This window comes from Planobispora longispora, assembly GCF_016863135.1.
GTDB classification, from domain to species: Bacteria; Actinomycetota; Actinomycetes; order Streptosporangiales; family Streptosporangiaceae; genus Planobispora; species Planobispora longispora.
Window position 1 is genome coordinate 1 of sequence record NZ_BOOH01000043.1, and the last position, 17,371, is coordinate 17,371.

12 protein-coding genes and 2 tRNA genes are annotated in these 17,371 nt (G+C 69.5%); 5 read left to right on the forward strand and 9 right to left on the reverse strand.

The features are described from left to right. Positions 1–145 precede the first annotated feature (145 nt). From Plo01_RS25660 to Plo01_RS25685, 6 genes are all read right to left on the reverse strand, one after another. Positions 146–2,719, reverse strand: a complete 2,574-nt coding sequence (locus Plo01_RS25660) for a valine--tRNA ligase (RefSeq protein WP_203893272.1) — start codon at positions 2,717–2,719, stop codon at positions 146–148. Between the two features lie 117 nt (positions 2,720–2,836). After that, on the reverse strand, positions 2,837–4,114 hold the full coding sequence (gene clpX / locus Plo01_RS25665) for an ATP-dependent Clp protease ATP-binding subunit ClpX (protein WP_203893250.1): 1,278 nt from the start codon (positions 4,112–4,114) through the stop codon (positions 2,837–2,839). 193 nt (positions 4,115–4,307) lie between these two features. Then, positions 4,308–4,952, reverse strand: a complete 645-nt coding sequence (locus Plo01_RS25670; RefSeq protein ID WP_203893251.1) for an ATP-dependent Clp protease proteolytic subunit — start codon at positions 4,950–4,952, stop codon at positions 4,308–4,310. A 13-nt stretch (positions 4,953–4,965) separates the two neighbouring features. After that, positions 4,966–5,610 (reverse strand): ClpP family protease, encoded by a 645-nt coding sequence (locus Plo01_RS25675; protein ID WP_275415419.1) that lies wholly within the window; start codon positions 5,608–5,610, stop codon positions 4,966–4,968. A gap of 218 nt (positions 5,611–5,828) precedes the next feature. Beyond that, positions 5,829–7,199 carry a trigger factor gene (gene tig / locus Plo01_RS25680; RefSeq protein ID WP_203893252.1) on the reverse strand — a complete coding sequence of 457 codons (1,371 nt, stop codon included), beginning with the start codon at positions 7,197–7,199 and terminating at the stop codon, positions 5,829–5,831. Positions 7,200–7,407: 208 nt separating this feature from the next. Further along, a complete protein-coding gene (locus Plo01_RS25685) occupies positions 7,408–8,280 on the reverse strand; it encodes a Sco1979 family transcriptional regulator (protein WP_239317053.1) in 873 nt (290 codons plus the stop codon). 244 nt (positions 8,281–8,524) lie between these two features. Between Plo01_RS25685 and Plo01_RS25690 the strand changes: the two genes are divergently transcribed. Both Plo01_RS25690 and glyA read left to right on the forward strand, forming a co-directional pair. After that, positions 8,525–9,034, forward strand: a complete 510-nt coding sequence (locus tag Plo01_RS25690; RefSeq protein WP_239317056.1) for an ATP-binding protein — start codon at positions 8,525–8,527, stop codon at positions 9,032–9,034. A gap of 17 nt (positions 9,035–9,051) precedes the next feature. Next, complete coding sequence (gene glyA, locus Plo01_RS25695; protein WP_203893254.1) at positions 9,052–10,389, forward strand: serine hydroxymethyltransferase; 1,338 nt, start codon at positions 9,052–9,054, stop codon at positions 10,387–10,389. 124 nt (positions 10,390–10,513) lie between these two features. Here glyA and Plo01_RS25700 read toward each other — a convergent pair. Continuing rightward, a tRNA-Pro gene (locus Plo01_RS25700) sits at positions 10,514–10,590 on the reverse strand. An 89-nt stretch (positions 10,591–10,679) separates the two neighbouring features. Here Plo01_RS25700 and Plo01_RS25705 point away from each other — a divergent pair. Then, positions 10,680–10,750 (forward strand) — tRNA-Gly (locus tag Plo01_RS25705). Positions 10,751–10,914: 164 nt separating this feature from the next. Here Plo01_RS25705 and Plo01_RS25710 read toward each other — a convergent pair. Continuing rightward, the gene (locus Plo01_RS25710; RefSeq protein WP_239317059.1) at positions 10,915–11,253 is read right to left on the reverse strand and encodes a YybH family protein; all 339 of its coding nucleotides are present in this window, start codon (positions 11,251–11,253) and stop codon (positions 10,915–10,917) included. Between the two features lie 1,124 nt (positions 11,254–12,377). Here Plo01_RS25710 and Plo01_RS25715 point away from each other — a divergent pair. Then, on the forward strand, positions 12,378–13,964 hold the full coding sequence (locus Plo01_RS25715; protein ID WP_203893256.1) for a phytoene desaturase family protein: 1,587 nt from the start codon (positions 12,378–12,380) through the stop codon (positions 13,962–13,964). Then, positions 13,925–15,688, forward strand: a complete 1,764-nt coding sequence (locus Plo01_RS25720) for an ATP-binding SpoIIE family protein phosphatase (protein WP_239317062.1) — start codon at positions 13,925–13,927, stop codon at positions 15,686–15,688. The genes Plo01_RS25715 and Plo01_RS25720 overlap by 40 nt, the downstream gene beginning before the upstream one ends. A gap of 58 nt (positions 15,689–15,746) precedes the next feature. Here Plo01_RS25720 and Plo01_RS25725 read toward each other — a convergent pair whose 3' ends face one another. Then, a complete protein-coding gene (locus tag Plo01_RS25725; RefSeq protein WP_203893257.1) occupies positions 15,747–17,300 on the reverse strand; it encodes a choice-of-anchor I family protein in 1,554 nt (517 codons plus the stop codon). Positions 17,301–17,371: the final 71 nt, after the last annotated feature.

The following is a 17,371-nucleotide window of genomic DNA, read 5'->3' on the forward strand; positions in this document are numbered from 1 at the left end:
GGATCTCTCCTGCAGCAAGAACATTAGCAGCCTTTCCGGATGGCATGAGCCATTCGCCAGTAACAAGTGGGTCTTCCCTCCCCCAGAGAGCCCCAAACGTAGAACCCCGGAGTCAACGGACTCCGGGGTTCTGTCCAAGCGCGGTTCAGCCGGCGGCGGGCAGCGCCTCCAGCTGAGCCGTCAGCCGGGCGATGTCCTGGTCGGCCTGGGCCGCGCGGGCCCGGACCTTGACCACCACGTCATCGGGCGCCTTCGCCATGAACTGCTCGTTGCCGAGCTTGGCCGCCGCCTGCGCGGCCTCCTTCCGCGCCGCCGCGAGGTCCTTCTCCAGGCGCTTGCGCTCGGCGGCCACGTCGATCGCCCCCGCCGTGTCGATCTCCACGAGGACACCGCCCACGTCGAGGCGGGCGGTCGCGGTGAACGATTCCGACGGCTGGTCCAGGCGGAGCAGCGAGCGGATCGCGCCCTCGTGCGAGGCGAGGGCCGTACCGGACAGGGACAGCCGGGCGGCGACGCGCTGGCCGGGCTTGAGCCCCTGGTCCGAACGGAACCGGCGGACCTCGGTGACGAGCGTCTGGACCGCGAGGACCTCCTCCTCCGCGGCACGGTCGCGGAAGGACTCCTGGACCGTGGGCCACGGGGCGACGGCGACGGACTCCCCGCCCGTGACCGCCCGCCACAGCTCCTCGGTGACGAACGGCACCAGCGGGTGGAGCAGCCGGAGCAGCGCGTCGAAGACGTGCCCGAGGACCAGGCGGGTGTGCTCCTGACCGGCGGCGAGCTGGATCTTGGCCAGCTCGACGTACCAGTCGCAGACCTCGTCCCACGCGAAGTGGTAGAGCAGGTCGGAGACCTTGGCGAACTCGAACTCCTCGAAGGCCTCGTCCACCGAGGCGACGACCTCCTGGAGGCGGGAGAGGATCCAGCGGTCGGCCGCGGTGAGCTCCGCCACCGGCAGCTCGCCGACCGCGGCGCCGTTCATCAGCGCGAACCGGGTGGCGTTCCAGATCTTGTTGCAGAAGTTCCGGGAACCGCCCGCCCACTCCTCGCTGATCGCGACGTCGGAGCCGGGGTTGGCTCCGCGCAGCAGCGTGAAGCGGGTGGCGTCGGCGCCGAAGCGCTCGACCCAGTCGAGCGGGTCCACGACGTTCCCGAACGACTTGGACATCTTCTTGCCGTACTGGTCGCGGACCATGCCGTGCAGCGCGACCGTCCGGAACGGCGGCTCGCCGTCCATGGCGTACAGGCCGAACATCATCATCCGGGCGACCCAGAAGAACAGGATGTCGTAGCCCGTCACCAGGACCGAGGTGGGATAGAACTTCTCCAGCTCGGGCGTGCGATCCGGCCAGCCCAGCGTGGAGAACGGCCACAGGCCCGAGGAGAACCAGGTGTCGAGGACGTCGGGGTCCTGGACGTAGCCCTCGGGCGCCTGCTCGTCGGGGCCCACGCAGACGACCTCGCCGTCCGGGCCGTACCAGACCGGGATCCGGTGGCCCCACCACAGCTGCCGCGAGATGCACCAGTCGTGCATGTCGTCGACCCAGTCGAAGTAGCGCTTGGCCAGCTCCGGCGGGTGGATCTTCGTCCGGCCGTCGCGGACCGCGTCGCCGGCGGCCTTGGACAGCGGCGAGACGTTGACGAACCACTGCAGGGAGAGCCTCGGCTCGACCACCGTCTTGCAGCGCGAACAGTGGCCGACCGAGTGCAGGTACGGACGCTTCTCGGCGACGATCCGGCCCTGCTCGCGCAGCGCCGCGACCACCGCGGGGCGGGCCTCGAAGCGGTCGAGTCCCTGGAACGGGCCGTGCGCGGTGATCACGCCGCGCTCGTCCATGACCGTCAGCGACGGCAGGGAGTGGCGGCGGCCGATCTCGAAGTCGTTCGGGTCGTGCGCGGGGGTGACCTTGACGGCGCCGGTGCCGAAGGCCGGGTCGACGTGCTCGTCGGCGACGATGGGGATGCGCCGCCCGGTCAGCGGGAGCTCGACCTCGCGGCCGATCAGGTGGGCGTAGCGCTCGTCGGACGGGTGGACGGCCACCGCGGTGTCGCCGAGCATGGTCTCGGCCCGGGTGGTGGCGACCACGATGGAGTCGTCGCCCTCGCCGTACCGGATCGAGACGAGCTCTCCCTCGTCCTCGCTGTGCTCGACCTCGATGTCGGACAGCGCGGTCAGGCAGCGCGGGCACCAGTTGATGATGCGCTCGGCGCGGTAGATGAGCCCGTCGTCGAAGAGCCGCTTGAAGATGGTCTGGACGGCGCGGGAGAGCCCGGGGTCCATCGTGAAGCGCTCGCGCGACCAGTCGACGCCGTCGCCGAGCTTCTTCATCTGGCCGAGGATCCGGCCGCCGGACTCCTCCTTCCACTGCCACACGCGCTCGACGAACGCCTCACGCCCGAGATCGTGGCGGGACAGGCCCTCCTTGGCGATCTCACGCTCGACCACGTTCTGGGTGGCGATGCCCGCGTGGTCCATGCCCGGCAGCCAGAGGGTCTCGTGGCCGCGCATCCGGGCGCGGCGGGTCAGCGCGTCCTGGATCGAGTGGTCGAGGGCGTGGCCGATGTGCAGCACGCCCGTCACGTTCGGCGGGGGCAGGACGATGGTGTACGGCTCGCGGTCACTGCCCGGGTCCGCGGTGAAGTATCCGTTCGCTACCCAGCGCTCGTAGCTGCGGGTCTCGACGTCGGCGGGTGTGTACTGGGTGGGCAGCTCTGGCATCGTCACGGTGTCCAATTCTAGGGACGTCTGTAGAGGGCGATCGAACGGTTACGGGTCACCGTACGGCAGCGCCCCCGCGGAGTGTCTCCGCGGGGGCGCCGGTCGTACGGTGGGACCTTACGCTGACTTCTCGCGCGGAGTGCGCTGCTTGGCGAGCTGGTCGCGGGGTACCAGGGTCGGATTGACGTGCTCCAGCACCGACTCCCGGGTGATGACGACGCGCGCCACGTCCTGGCGGGAGGGTACCTCGTACATCACCGACAGGAGGACCTCCTCCAGGATGGCCCGCAGGCCGCGGGCGCCGGTGCCGCGCAGGATCGCCTGGTCGGCGACGGCCTCCAGGGCGTCGTCGGTGAACTCGAGCTCGACGTTGTCCAGCTCGAACAGGCGGCGGTACTGCTTGACGAGGGCGTTGCGCGGCTCGGTCAGGATCTGGATGAGCGCCTCGCGGTCGAGGTTGTGCACGCTCGTGATGACCGGGAGACGGCCGACGAACTCGGGGATCATGCCGAACTTCAGCAGGTCCTCGGGCATGACGTCGCCGAAGACGTCGGAGGTGTCGATGTCTTCCTTGGAGCGGATGACGGCGTTGAAGCCGATGCCCTTCTTGCCGATCCGGGCCTCGATGATCTTTTCGAGGCCGGCGAAGGCTCCGCCGCAGATGAACAGCACGTTGGTGGTGTCGATCTGGATGAACTCCTGGTGCGGGTGCTTGCGCCCGCCCTGCGGCGGCACACTCGCCGTGGTGCCCTCCAGTATCTTCAGCAGGGCCTGCTGCACGCCCTCGCCGGAGACGTCGCGGGTGATCGACGGGTTCTCGCTCTTGCGGGCGATCTTGTCGACCTCGTCGATGTAGATGATGCCGGTCTCGGCCTTCTTGACGTCGTAGTCGGCGGCCTGGATCAGCTTGAGCAGGATGTTCTCGACATCCTCGCCCACGTAGCCCGCCTCCGTCAGCGCGGTCGCGTCGGCGATGGCGAACGGCACGTTCAGCATCTTCGCCAACGTCTGGGCGAGCAGTGTCTTGCCGGAACCGGTCGGGCCCAGGAGCAGGATGTTCGACTTGGCCAACTCCAGGCCGTCGTCACGCCCGCGCTCTCCGGACTGCACCCGCTTGTAGTGGTTGTAGACAGCGACCGACAGGGCCTTCTTCGCCTTGTCCTGACCGATGACGTAGGCGTCGAGGAACTCGTAGATCTCCCTCGGCTTGGGCAGGCTGTCCCACTTGAGTTCGGAGGACTCACTGAGCTCCTCCTCGATGATCTCGTTGCAGAGATCGATGCACTCATCGCAGATGTATACGCCGGGCCCGGCGATGAGCTTCTTGACTTGCTTCTGGCTCTTCCCACAGAAAGAGCACTTCAGCAGGTCTCCCCCGTCGCCGATGCGTGCCACCCCAGATACTCCTTTGCGTGGGACCGCCCTGGCTGTCGCGGTCCGTTTCTTCCGACCGGCCCGATCCCGGTACGAATAGCCATCCCGCTCAGGTTTCGACGTTACCGTCTTCTGAGCCCTCAGTGAGCCCCCTGACGGCGAGTCGCACCGGAAGGTGCCCAATTGGGCACCGTTCCGATGCAATCTACCCCCTTTAGGAGGCGACGGCCTTGGCAAGCTTCTTGCGCGACGGGATGATGTCGTCGATCAGCCCGTACGCCTTGGCTTCCTCGGCGTTGAGGATCTTGTCGCGCTCGATGTCCTTGCGGACGTCCTCGGGCGCCCTGCCCGAGTGCTGCGCCACGAGCGTCTCCAGGAGCGCGCGCATGCGCAGGATCTCACGCGCCTGGATCTCGATGTCGCTCCCCTGGCCGCCGCCCTCCGTGGAGGGCTGGTGGATGAGCATGCGGGCGTTCGGCAGGGCGAACCGCTTGCCCGGCGTGCCGCCGGCCAGCAGGACCGCGGCCGCCGAGGCCGCCTGCCCGAGACAGACCGTCTGGATCTCCGGCCGGACGAACTGCATCGTGTCGTAGATCGCCGTCATGGCGGTGAACGAACCGCCCGGCGAGTTGATGTAGATGCTGATGTCGCGGTCGGGATCGAGCGACTCCAGGGTCAGCAGCTGGGCCATCACGTCGTTGGCCGAGGCGTCGTCGATCTGCACCCCGAGGAAGATGATGCGGTCCTCGAAGAGCTTGTTGTAGGGGTTCATCTCCTTGACGCCGTACGACGTGCGCTCGACGAAGGAGGGAAGGACGTAGCGGCCGTTGATGTCTCCCGGCCGGATCAACTCACTCACCTTGTGTGCCCCTTCAGGAGACGGCGCCCTCGGAGGGCACCTGGCGGGCGCTCCGGACGACGTGGTCGATGAATCCGTAGTCTCGGGCCTCTTCCGCCGTGAACCAGCGGTCGCGGTCGGAGTCGGACTCGATCTGCGCCAGGTCCTGGCCGGTGTGGAAGGCGATGCGCTCGGCGAGGGTCTTCTTGACGTAGAGCATCTGCTCGGCCTGGATGGCGATGTCGGCGGCGGTGCCGCCGATGCCGCCGGACGGCTGGTGCATCATGATGCGGGCGTGCGGCAGGGCGTAACGCTTGCCGCGCGCGCCGGCGCACAGAAGGAACTGCCCCATGGAGGCGGCCAGGCCCATCGCGACCGTGCACACGTTGTTCGGCACGTATTCCATCATGTCGTAGATCGCCATTCCGGCGGTCACCGATCCGCCCGGCGAGTTGATGTAGAGCCAGATGTCCCGGTCGGAGTCATCCGCGGCCAGCAGCAGCAGCTCGGCACAGATTCGGTTGGCGATCTCGTCGTTGACCTGAGTGCCCAGCACGATGATGCGCTCGCGCAGCAGCCGCTGGTAGAGCTGGTCTTCGAGCCTGAACGAGCCGTTCGGCTGGCTCATCGACTCGGGCCCGGAGCCGGTCGGCTGGTAGAAGGTCGGCGGGCTGGTCACAGCGTCACCTTCCGATGCGTCGTAATCGATTTGGCTTTGCTTGTGACCTTAACGCGCCCCGTCGGCCGGACATGCCCCGTCCACGTGCTGTTCGCCGACAGCGCATGATGGGAGTCCCCTCTGCGCAGACGACGACACCCCCGCCGTGGGAACACGGGCGGGGGTGTCGTGGGCGTCGAGGCCGGGCCTGCCGAGGGCTCCCCGGCGGCCCTGAGGGCCTACTCGGCGGCGTTCTCCTCGGCGGGCTCCTCCGTGGCGGCCTCGCCGTTGATCTCGGTGTAGATGGCCTTGAGGTCCACCTCGTTGCCCGCCTCGTCGACGACCTTGGCGGCGTCTCCGACGACGCTCTTGGCCTTGTCACGGACGATCTCGACCATGGCCAGGGTGAGCTGGTCGTTATCGGCCAGGTGCTGGGCCAGGACGTTCGGGGCGACGTTCATCTGCATGGCGCGGCGCACCACGAAGTTGGTCAGCTCCTGCTCGCTGACGCCGAGCTCCTCGGCCTTGACGATCTTGTCGAGGACGAAGCCGGTCTTGAGGGCCTTGGCCGAGTTCTTCTCGATCTCGGCGTTCCGCTCCTCCTCGGTGGTCTGGTAGAGGCGGAAGTACGCCTCCTTGCTCAGGCCGCTCTCGGCGATCTGGTGCTCGAGGTTGTGCTTGCGGTTGTCGATCTCCGCCTTGAGCGCGCTCTCCGGGAGCGGGATGTCGATCTGGTCGAGGAGGGCGTCGAGAGCGTTCTCCCGAGCCTTGACGACCTGCTCGACGAGCTTGTTGCGGCGGGCCTGCTCGCGGATGCTGTCCTTGAGCTCGTCAAGGGTGTCGAACTCGCTCGCCAGCTGGGCGAACTCGTCGTCCAGCTCGGGGAGGACCTTCTCCTTGACGTTCTTGATGGTGATGGTCACCACGGCCTCCTCGCCGGCGTTCTCGCCGCCGACCAGGTTGGTGGTGAACTCCTTGACGTCGCCGGCGGCCATGCCCTCCAGCGCGTCGTCCAGGCCCTGCAGGACCGAGCCGGCGCCGACCTCGTAGGAGACGTCGTTGGCCTGCTGCTCCTCGATGTTCACGCCGTCGATCGCGGCGGCGAGGTCCATCACCACGAAGTCGCCCCCGGTGGCGGGACGCTCGACGCCGGTCAGCGTCGCGAAGCGCTGGCGCAGCCCCTCGAGCTGGGTGTTGACGTCCTCGTCGGTCACCTCGGAGACCGGAACGGTGATCTCGATGCCCTGGTAGTCCGGGACCTCGAAGTTCGGGCGGATGTCGACCTCGGCGGTGAACTCGACCTGCTCGCCGTCCTCGATCTTGGTGACCTCGATCTCCGGCTGGCTGACCGGGAAGATGTCACTCTCGTCGACGGCCTGGCCGTACAGCTTCGGCACCGCGTCGTTGAGGGTCTCCTCCAGCACCACCGCGCGGCCGAAGCGCTGCTCGATGATGCGGGCCGGAACCTTGCCGGGGCGGAAACCGGGGACGCGCACCTGCTGAGCGACCTTCTTGTATGCCGCCTGCATGCTCTCGCCGAGCTCCTCGAACGGCACCTCGACAGTGAGCTTGACCCGGGTCGGGCTGAGCTCCTCGACAGCGGTCTTCACGGGGTGGTCTCCTTGATCAAGCTTCGAGTGATCGCGGGCGCGCCAATTCGTACGGCTACCGCGGCAAGCTCGCGCGCCGCGCCCACATGAGCGGCACCGGTCACAACCATGAGGCATGCACACGATCAGGGCATGCTTCGCCGTGGCGGGTGTCCAGCGCCGCAGGCCAGTCTAGGGCAGACCCGCACCGCGCAGCGACCGGCGCCGTTCAGTTCTCCTTGATTATGCGTTTAAGGATGTCGACCGTTTCATCCGGTGTGGTGCTCACCGCGCACAGCCGTTCCATGACCTCGCTGTATCGGTCCACGTCCTCGCGCTTGTCCAGGTAGAGCGCGCTGGCGAGCTGTTCCACGTAGACCACGTCGGGCAGTTCCCTGTCCTGGAAGCGCAGGACGCTGAAGGCGCCGCCCTCCGCGCTGTGCCCGCCGAAACTGAACGGCATGACCTGAATCGTGATGTTGGGCTGGCGCATGAGATCCATCAGGTGCTCCAGCTGCGCCCGCATCACGTCCGCGCCGCCGATGGGGCGCCGCAGCGCCGCCTCGTCGATGACCGCCCAGAAGAACGGCCCGCCGGGGCGGTCCAGGATGCGCTGGCGTTCGAGGCGCAGGTCCACCCGGCGCGCGATCTCCTCGGGCGCGACCCCGGCGCTCCCCGCGGTGATGACGGCCCGGGCGTACTCCTTCGTCTGGAGCAGGCCGGGCACGAACTGCACCTCGTAGGTGCGGATCCGCGCCGCCGCCTCCTCCAGGCCGACATAGGTCTGGAACCAGTTGGGAAGCAGGTCGTTGAAGCGATGCCACCAGCCGGGCTCGTTCGCTCTGGTAAGGAGGTCCATCACGGCTGCCCGCGCCCCCTCGTCCTCTACTCCGTACAGGGTGAGCAGGTCCGCGACGTCGCGTTCCCTCAGGCCGACCCGCCCCAGCTCCATCCTGCTGATCTTGGATTCGGAGCAGCGGATCCGGTGGCCGGCCTCTTCGCGCGTGAGCCCGCCGGCCTCGCGCAACCGGCGCAGTTGGGAGCCCAGGAGGATACGCAGAGCGGTGGGACCGGACCCCGGCCCCTGGTGGATCTGCGTCACTTCGCCTCCCTGTTCACTTGGGCCAGCGCACACAGTGTCACCACTTCCGGCCGCCATGACAAGGTCCCCACCATAGGGGTGGATTCGTAGCTTTTCCACCACAACCGCTCATGCGGCTGCACAATGCAGCTGCACGTGCATTTGGGTCTTGCAGCGGACGTTCCCGTGACCCATGATGGCCTAGTGCATATTGGGCTTATGGTGCACAAGCTCTGAAAACTCTCAACCATCACGGAGACTCACCATGACAGCGGGAGGTACCGGCAGGATGGTGGAGGAGCCCCAATCGGCTGCCGACTACCTGCAGGCGACCCGCGAGATCGGCTTCGACGCGCTCCTGGTGGCCGACCGCTCCGACACCACCGCGTGTCCTCTCCCGCGGCAGGCCGACTCCGTCAAGACCGCCAGGGACGTGACTCGTTCGACCCTCAGCGAATGGGGCCTGTCCGAGCTCAGCGACGACGCCGCGCTGGTGGTCTCCGAACTGGTGACCAACGCGGTCCGTTACGCGCTCTGCCCGCCCGCCAGGCCCGCGGCCAATCCCATCACCCTGCTGCTGCTGCGCCTCACCTCCCACGTGCTCCTGGCCGTCGCCGACCCCAGCGACGAGGCCCCCGTCCCCAAGGAGCCGGATTTCATCTCCGAGAACGGGCGCGGTCTCTACATCGTCGAGACCTACAGCCACTGCTGGGGCTGGGACCACCTCAACCGCGGCGGCAAGGCCGTCTGGGCTCTGTTCAGCGGAACCCGCTGACTCAAGCCCGGCCCGCCATGAGCTCCGCCCTCACCCCTCGCCCCTGGGTCCCGCCCCTGGCCGAGGAGCGGGTGCACTCGGTCGCCAAGACCGTGGCGGACCTGCCCGCCTCGCGCGTGCAGGACGAGATCGAACGGCTGGCCGCGGAGAACCACCGCATCCACGACGTGGACTCGGTCAACCTCAACCCGGCCACGAACATCATGAACCCCCGGGCCGAGGCGCTGCTCTCGGCCGGCCTCGGATCGCGGCCCTCCCTGGGCTACCCCGGCGACAAGTACGAGACCGGCCTGGAGGCCATCGAGCAGATCGAGATCATCGCCGCCGAACTGGCCGCCCAGGTCTTCGGCGCGGGATACGCCGAGATCCGCGTCGGCTCCGGCGCCCTCGCCAACCTCTACGCGTTCATGGCGACCTGCGCGCCCGGCGACACCGTCATCGCCCCGCCCCCGGACATCGGCGGCCACGTCACCCACCACCGCCAGGGCGCGGCGGGCCTGTACGGCCTCACCACCGTCCCCGCCCCCGTCGCCCCGGACGGCTACACCGTGGACGTCGACGCCCTGCGGTCCCTCGCCCGCGAGACGCGGCCCCGCCTGATCACCATCGGTGGCAGCCTCAACCTCTTCCCCCACCCCGTCGCGACGATCCGCGAGATCGCCGACGCGGTCGGCGCCCACGTGCTCTTCGACGCCGCCCACCTGTGCGGCATGATCGCCGGCCGTACCTGGCCGCAGCCGCTCTCCGAGGGCGCGCACCTGATCACCATGAGCACCTACAAGAGCCTCGGCGGCCCCCCGGGCGGCCTCGTCGTCACCGCCGACGCCGGACTCGCCGAACATCTCGACGCGATCGCCTACCCCGGCCTCACCGCCAACTTCGACGCCGGCAAGACCGCGGCCCTCGCCATGACCCTGCTGGACTGGAAGGTCGCCGGACCCGCCTACGCGCGGACGATGGTCGCCACGGCCCAGCGGCTCGCGGCCGAGCTGCTCACCCTCGGCGTCCCGGTCTTCGCCGCCGAGCGCGGCTGCACCCGTTCCCACCAGTTCGCGGTCGTCGCCCACCGCTACGGCGGCGGCCAGCGCGCCGCCCGCAGGCTCCGCCGGGCGAACCTCCTGGCCTGCGGCATCGGCCTGCCCCTGGACGCGGTCGACGGCGACGTCAACGGCCTGCGCCTCGGCACCCCCGAGATCGTCCGGATCGGCGCCACCGAGGCGGACATGCCCGCCCTCGCCTCGTTCATCGCCCGTGCCCTGGACCCCGCGACCGACCCCGCCGCGGTCGCCCCGGAGGTCACCGAGTGGCGCGGTCAGTTCTCCGGCGTGCATTTCACCGCCGACAACCCCTCCTGAGCGCGGCTCGCCGTACGGCCGGCCGCAACCGGCCACCGGCAGGCGGCAGGCGGGCGGAGCGGCTCCCGCCTCGCGGGGAGGAAACGAAAAAGGCCGGTTCCATCGAGAACCGGCCTCCGACCCGTGGTCGGGGTGACAGGATTTGAACCTGCGGCCCCCTGCTCCCAAAGCAGGTGCGCTACCAAGCTGCGCCACACCCCGTGGCGCCAGGTGCGCGCACGCTCCGGATCTCCGGTACGATTACGCCCTGACGACCGGATGAAGTCTAGACCAGACCAACACCGGTTCGCGCGGACGTAGCTCAATGGTAGAGCCCCAGTCTTCCAAACTGGCTACGCGGGTTCGATTCCCGTCGTCCGCTCACATGACGAAGGGCCAGGTCACCGGGCATCCGGAGACCTGGCCCTTCGATCTTCGTCACACTTCGGCCCTCTGGGCGGCTTCTGTCAGTCACGCGATCCCGCAAAGCTTCCGCCGGTTACGCGATCCCGCGGAGGTCGTCGGCGGGCGAGGGCCGTCGATGATCTACGCGGTTCCGTAGGGGTTGTCGATGACGTACCGCCACAGCCCGTCCGGGCCGCGCCGTGCGACGTCGGCCGCGGTTCCCGCGAAGTCGACGTCGGCGCCGTGCGCGACGCCGCGGATGGACCAGTCGACGATGAGAAGGGCGATGTCGCCGGTGACATAGGCGTGCCGTGTGCTCGCCTCGATCGGCAGGCCCAGACCGAGCAGGTGCTCGATGGCGGCGGTGCGCCCGGGGCCGGTCATGGGGTGGCCGGGGTGCGGGACGACGATGCCGTGGTCCTCGTACGCCTGGCCGACGGCCTCCGAATCACCGGAGTTGAACGCGGAGGCGAAAACCAAGGGATGGAGCGCGGGATCCTCACTGAGGCGGATCCGAGGGCGCCGGGAGTCATGATTGCTCGTCATGACTCATATATCGTAACACGAAATGTAATCAAATTTCCAGGGCGCCATACCCGTCCAATGGGACGCAGGACAACTTCCCTGCACATGCCGCTCTTCTCTTTCTCCAACCGCCCATGACCCCTTTTCATCGGGGAGACGACACCCGCGGACGCCGCCCGCGTTTTCCCGCCCCCGGCCACACCCCTTCGACGGCTCCGCATCCCGGGCTTCATCCCCGGCCGCCGTGACCGCCCGGAGACCAGAGCGCGCAGCGGGTCGCCACGGACGCGCGCTCCGCCGGAGGAGGAAGCCGCCGAGTCGGCAGCCGCGGAAGCGGTGCTCCATTAATCACGACGAGATATAGCGATATCGGCTACCTGGACGCTCTTTTTTGGACATCATGAGAGTTCACCCCGTCACGGCGGAGGCTCCCATGCGGAATGACGAGCAGATTCAGACTCCATGGAGCATGAGCGCCCACGCGTCACTGCGGAGCGGAACACCTCGCCTCCGAGGAGAACGCCGCCCTCCGGCCGCGCGACGGTCTCCACCGCCGTCCCGCGCGGTTTCTCCTCTGTCCCGTGAACCCCGGTGATGTGCATCCGTGAACGCTCAGACGATTCCGCGACCGCTCCCGGACGGATTCCGGAAAAGATATCCGGACTGGCGGTTGAAATACGGACATGAGGGATGGACTACAAGGGGTGATGTGTCGGACACTGAGAGCATCTATCCCCCTGGAGGCGCACCGTGTCCCCGAGCCCGCCGCGGCAGCCCGAGTGCCGTCCGGCGAATCCCGTGCGACCCGCACCCCGCACGGCCCTCAGAGCCGCCCACGCACCCCGGCACGCCGTCGGCGCACTCCGCCCCCCGGCGGCACTCTCCGCCCATGGGGAACGGCGTGGAGCCGTCGACGCCCTCGAATCTGACAACCCTCCGCGCCGCCAGTCAAGTCAGGGCGCGCCGAGCGCCCGTGAGAAACCGGAAATTTCCCGGATTTCTTGGGAAAACAGGAACCTCAGCACTAGATCATTCTTTACTATTTATATAGACGCATAGTCAATGTCCCGGAGGAGACCGTGACGGAGTTCGACGGAATCGTCGTCGGTGGCGGGCACAACGGGCTCACCTGTGCCGCCTATCTGGCCAGAGCCGGCCTGTCCGTCGCCGTCGTCGAGCGCAACGAGGTGGCGGGCGGCGGCTGCAGCACCCAGGAGCTCACCCTTCCGGGCTTCCGGCACAACACGCACAGCAACTACCACTTCCTGGAAGAGGGCCCGGTCCCCGCCGATCTCGAACTCCACCGGTACGGCCTGCGCTACGTCTACCCCGAGGTGCAGCACGCCACCGTGTTCAGGGACGGCCGCGCGATCACGGTCTACACCGATCCCAAACGCACCGCCGAGTCGTTCGCCCGCTTCTCCCGCGCGGACGCCGAACGCTGGCTGGAGCTGTACGAACGCTACGCCGAGGCGGCCCGGGGGCTGATGAACGGCTTCCTGTACTCCCGGCCGCTGCCGCCCCCGGTCCTGGCCGAGCGCCTCCGCGGCGACCTGGGCCGCGACCTGCTCAGTTACGTCCCGCTCTCGCTCTACGAGGCCGTGGACAGGAACTTCGAGAGCGACCAGGTCAGGGTGCTGTTCAAGTCGTTCCTGCACGCCATCTCCATCGAGAACGTGCCCGGCACCGGAGGCTTCTTCCCCCGCCTGCTGTCCCGCATCACCAGGCTCGGCCTGCCCGTGGGCGGTTCGGCGAACGTCGCCCACGCGCTGCGCCAGGTGATCGAGGAGCACGGCGGCACGGTCGTCACCGGCAGGCACGTCGAGCGGATCCTGGTGGACGACGGCCGGGCCACCGGGGTCGGGCTCGCCGCCGGCGGCGTCCTGACCGCGCGGCGGTTCGTGGCCAGCGCGGTGGACGCCCCCCAGACGGTGCGGCTGGCGGGCCCGGACAACTTCGGCGCCGAGATCGCCGCCAAGGTCGCGGCCTACAAGTGGGCCGGGCACAGCATCGTCTCCCTGCACCTGGCCCTGGACGAGGCGCCGCGCTACCGGGCCGCCGCGTTCGAGCCGGACGTGGACCGGGCCTTCCTGTTCGTGCTCGGCGCCGACGGCAGCGAGGATCTGGACCGCGCCTTCGACCGGATCCACCGGGGCCTGCTGCCGGACCGGATGGCGGGCAACGGGGCGTGTCCCACCCTGTTCGATCCCTCCTACGCGCCGCACGGCAAACACGTGGCCTTCTGGTGGCCGTGGGCCCCCTACGACCTCGGCGGCGACCCGGAGAACTGGGACCGGCGCCGTGAGGAGATCGCCGACCTGCTCCTCTCCGAGTGGGCGGAGTACGCCCCCAATCTCTCCGGCCGCGCCGTCCTGGGCAGGCGGGTGTTCTCCCCGCTCGACATCGAGCGGCACTGCGTCAACATGGTCCGCGGCAGCCACCACGTCGGCGCGTACGAACCCGCCCAGCTCGGCGGCAACCGCCCGGTCCCCGAACTGGGCCAGTACCGCACCCCGATCTCCGGCCTCTACCTCTGCGGGGCCAGCAGCCATCCCGGCGGCTCGGTCTCCGCGGCCCCCGGCTACAACGGCGCCAACGCCATCGCCGAGGACCTCGGGATCACCCCGTGGTGGACGCCGATTCCCGCACCCCGGTGGGACGGATGAACCTGAACCGTCGTTTCGTCGCCAAGTCCCCCAGGGGGGACGAGCCGCGAATGGGGAGCCCGGCCTCCCTGCAGGAGCGGCTCGCTCTGCTGGACGCGGCGAGCAGAAAGATCGGCACCACCCTGGACCTGTTCGAGACGGGCCGGGAGCTGATGGAGGTCGTCGTGCCGCGCTTCGCGGACGCGGCGGGCGTCCTGGTGCAGGACCGCGTCGTCACCGAGGGCGAGTTCCCGCCCCGCACGAACGACGGCTCGGCGCTGGTGCGGCGCATCGCCGTCGGCGTGGCGGCGCCCTCGCCCGGAGAGTACGGCGAGGCGTTCCCGGTGGACGAGGTGGTCGTCTACGAGTCCTGGACGCCGTACGCCCGGTCGATGGAGAGCGGCAAGTCGATCCTCTACCCCCGGCTGGACTCCCGGACCGCCGAGCGGATCGGGCGGTTCTGGAAGCGCGACTCGGTGGCCAGGGTGCTGGAGGACAGCTCGTTCCTGGTGGTCCCGCTGACCGCGCGCGGGAGGGTGCTGGGCTTCGTGGTCTTCACCCGCAGGCCGGAGAGCCGGCCCTTCGACGAGCAGGACGTGACGATCGGCGAGGACCTCGCCGCCCGGACCGCGATCTGCCTGGACAACGCCCGGCTCTACGGCCACGAGCGCCGTACCGCGCTGACGCTGCAGAGCAGCCTGCTGCCCGCCGACCTCTACCAGCCGCTGGGCCTGACGATCGCCTCCCGCTACCTGCCGGCCAGCGACCTGGCCGGGGTGGGCGGTGACTGGTACGACGTGATCCCGCTGCCGGGCTGCCGGGTCGCCCTGGTGGTGGGCGACGTGATGGGGCACGGGATCAGGGCCGCCGCCACGATGGGCCAGCTCCGCACGGCCGCCCGCACGCTGGCGGGCCTGGACCTGAACCCGGGGGAGGTGCTGTTCCGGCTCAACCGGATGAGCCAGGACCTGGACCCCACGCAGATCGCGACGTGCGTCTACGCCGTCTACGATCCGGTCTCGCGGCGGTGCGTCATCGCCCGGGCCGGGCACGTGCCGCCGATCCTGGTCCACGCGGACGGCGAGACCCAGGTGGTCGAGACGCCCGCGGGGCTCCCGCTGGGCATCGGCGACGCCCCCGCGGAGGCCGTCGAGATCGCCCTGCCGCACGGCGCGATCCTGGCGCTCTACACCGACGGCCTGGTGGAGAGCCGCGACCGCGACATCGACGAGGGCATCGGCGCGCTCCGCAGGCTCCTCGGGGACTGGAACGACGACCTGGAGGAGGTCTGCGACCTCACGATCGGCGCCCAGCGCCCGGGGCACGAGCGCGACGACATCGCGCTGCTGCTGGCCCGGGTGCGGGAGTTGTCCCCGGACGAGGTGGCGGAGCTCACGCTCCCCGCAGAGACCGAGGTGGTGGCCCGAGCGCGCCGTTTCGCCCGTGCCACGCTCACGGACTGGGGGCTGGACGGCCTCGTCGACACGACGCAGCTCCTGGTCAGCGAACTGGTCACCAACGCGGTCCTGCACGGCGAGGGGCCGATCGGCCTGCGCCTGCTGCGCGGCCAGCGGCTGGTGTGCGAGGTGTCGGACCGCTCCCCGGCGGTGCCGATCCTGCTGGAGGCGACCGGCGCCGACGACAGCGGCCGGGGTCTGCGCCTGGTCAACCGGATCGCCCGCCGGTGGGGCTTCCGCCCGACCCCGGAGGGGAAGATCGTCTGGGCGGAGCAGAACCTGCCCTAGGGTCCGCCGCCCGGGTCCTCGTCACGGCGAGGATCCGGGCGGCGGGCCCCGGGCGGGATCAGCGGATCTCGTAGATCGAGGTGGTTCCGCTGACCTCGTTGCCGACCACGAGCAGCGGGCGGCGGGTCGGGCTCTGCGCGGCGGGGACGAACAGCAGGCCCTCGGGTCCGACGTCCCCGGCGGTCCCGTCTCCGACCGAGCCGGCGAAGTCGCGGGTGTTGACGTATCCGGCCGCACGCGGCGCGCGCGGGTCGCTCACGTCGTAGGCGACGACCCCGCCGACGCGCTCCAAGCCCGCGAAGGCGTAGGTGCGGCCGCGCACCTCGCCGACGGTGACCCCCTCGGGCTCGGGGCCCTTGTTGTCGCTGCGGCTGTCGGCGGAGTCGTTCTCCTCGTTGTCGGCGTTGAACTGCTCCGGCAGCCGCTGGGCGATCAGCCGCTCCAGTCCGTCGCCCGAGTCCCACACCAGCTCGCCGGAGGCGGTGCGGATCGAGAGCGAGCGGGCGCCGAAGGCGTGCAGCTCGGTGTAGGCGCCGCTCGCGTCCCTGGGCGAGTCGGCGGCGACGTTCAGGCGGCCGAGCTCGGCGTCCTGCTTCAGTGCGGCGTCGGGGAAGGCCGCGGCCGACAGGTTCAGCGACTTCACCCGGACCTCGTCGGCGTGGCAGCCCCACTCCCGGCCGTCGCCCTCGTTGGCGGTGACGAGGTAGGTCCGTCCCCGGTCGCGGAAGTGCGTGACGGCGTCGGGCTGGTACATCCCCTTGACCGGCCGGGGACGGATGTCCGTCTTGCCGTCCTTGTCGGAGGCGTCCATGCCGCTCGCCGACCAGTCCTTGAGGCCGAGCGGGACGATGTCGCGGACCGCGGCCCGGTCCAGGTCCACGATCGCGAGCGCGTTGTTCTCCTGGAGGGTGACGTAGGCGGTGTCCCGGTCCACCGTGATGTACTCCGGCTCCAGGTCCCGGGCGGCCGTGGCGCCGGGCCCGGAGATCCGCACGCCCTCGGCGCGCAGCCGGGCGGCGTCGAAGGCGGCGAAGCCCGCGGTCCGCACCGTCCAGCGACGCACGTCGACGACGCTGACCGAGCCCTCGGGGTCGGCCGTCTTCCCCTCGCAGTAGGACTCCGGCTCGCCCTCGTTGGCCACGACCACCCGGCGGCCGTCAGGGGTGAAGGTCACCATGTCGGGCAGCGCCCCGACGGTCACTTCCTTGATCTTCTTCCCGGTGGCGGCGCTGAAGAAGGCCACGGTGCCGGGCTCGGTCTTGACGGCGGCCTGCTGGGCGACGGCGACCAGGCCGTCGTGGACCGCGACGCTGTTGGCTCCGGGGGTGGCGAGGGTGGCGACCTTGCGGGGCGTGCGGGGGTCGCGGATGTCGAGCACGTCGAGGGTTCCGGCCTGCGCGTTCACGACGAAGACCCGCCGGGTGCGCGCGTCGTAGGCGGTGATCTCCGAGGCTCCGGCGGCGACGGTCCCGGTGGTGTGGCGGCCGAGGAAGGTCAGTTCGAGGTCCCGGTGACCGGTTTCGGCCGCGGCGGGACCGGTGACGGCGGCGGGAAGGAGGATCATCCCGGTGACCGCGGCCGCGGTCGCCCGGGTGAAGGTCGTGTTGCGCATGAGGCGCATCATCACGAAGCGCCATGACCGGCTACTTACCCCTGGATGACCAAAAAATGAACCTAAACAAT

Coding starts and splice junctions, on each gene's coding strand:
- Plo01_RS25660 (WP_203893272.1), bottom strand. CDS start 2,719: ATGCCAGAGCTGCCCACCCAGTACACACCCGCCGACGTCGAGACCCGC.
- Plo01_RS25690 (WP_239317056.1), top strand. CDS start 8,525: ATGACAGCGGGAGGTACCGGCAGGATGGTGGAGGAGCCCCAATCGGCT.
- glyA (WP_203893254.1), top strand. CDS start 9,052: ATGAGCTCCGCCCTCACCCCTCGCCCCTGGGTCCCGCCCCTGGCCGAG.
- Plo01_RS25725 (WP_203893257.1), bottom strand. CDS start 17,300: ATGCGCAACACGACCTTCACCCGGGCGACCGCGGCCGCGGTCACCGGG.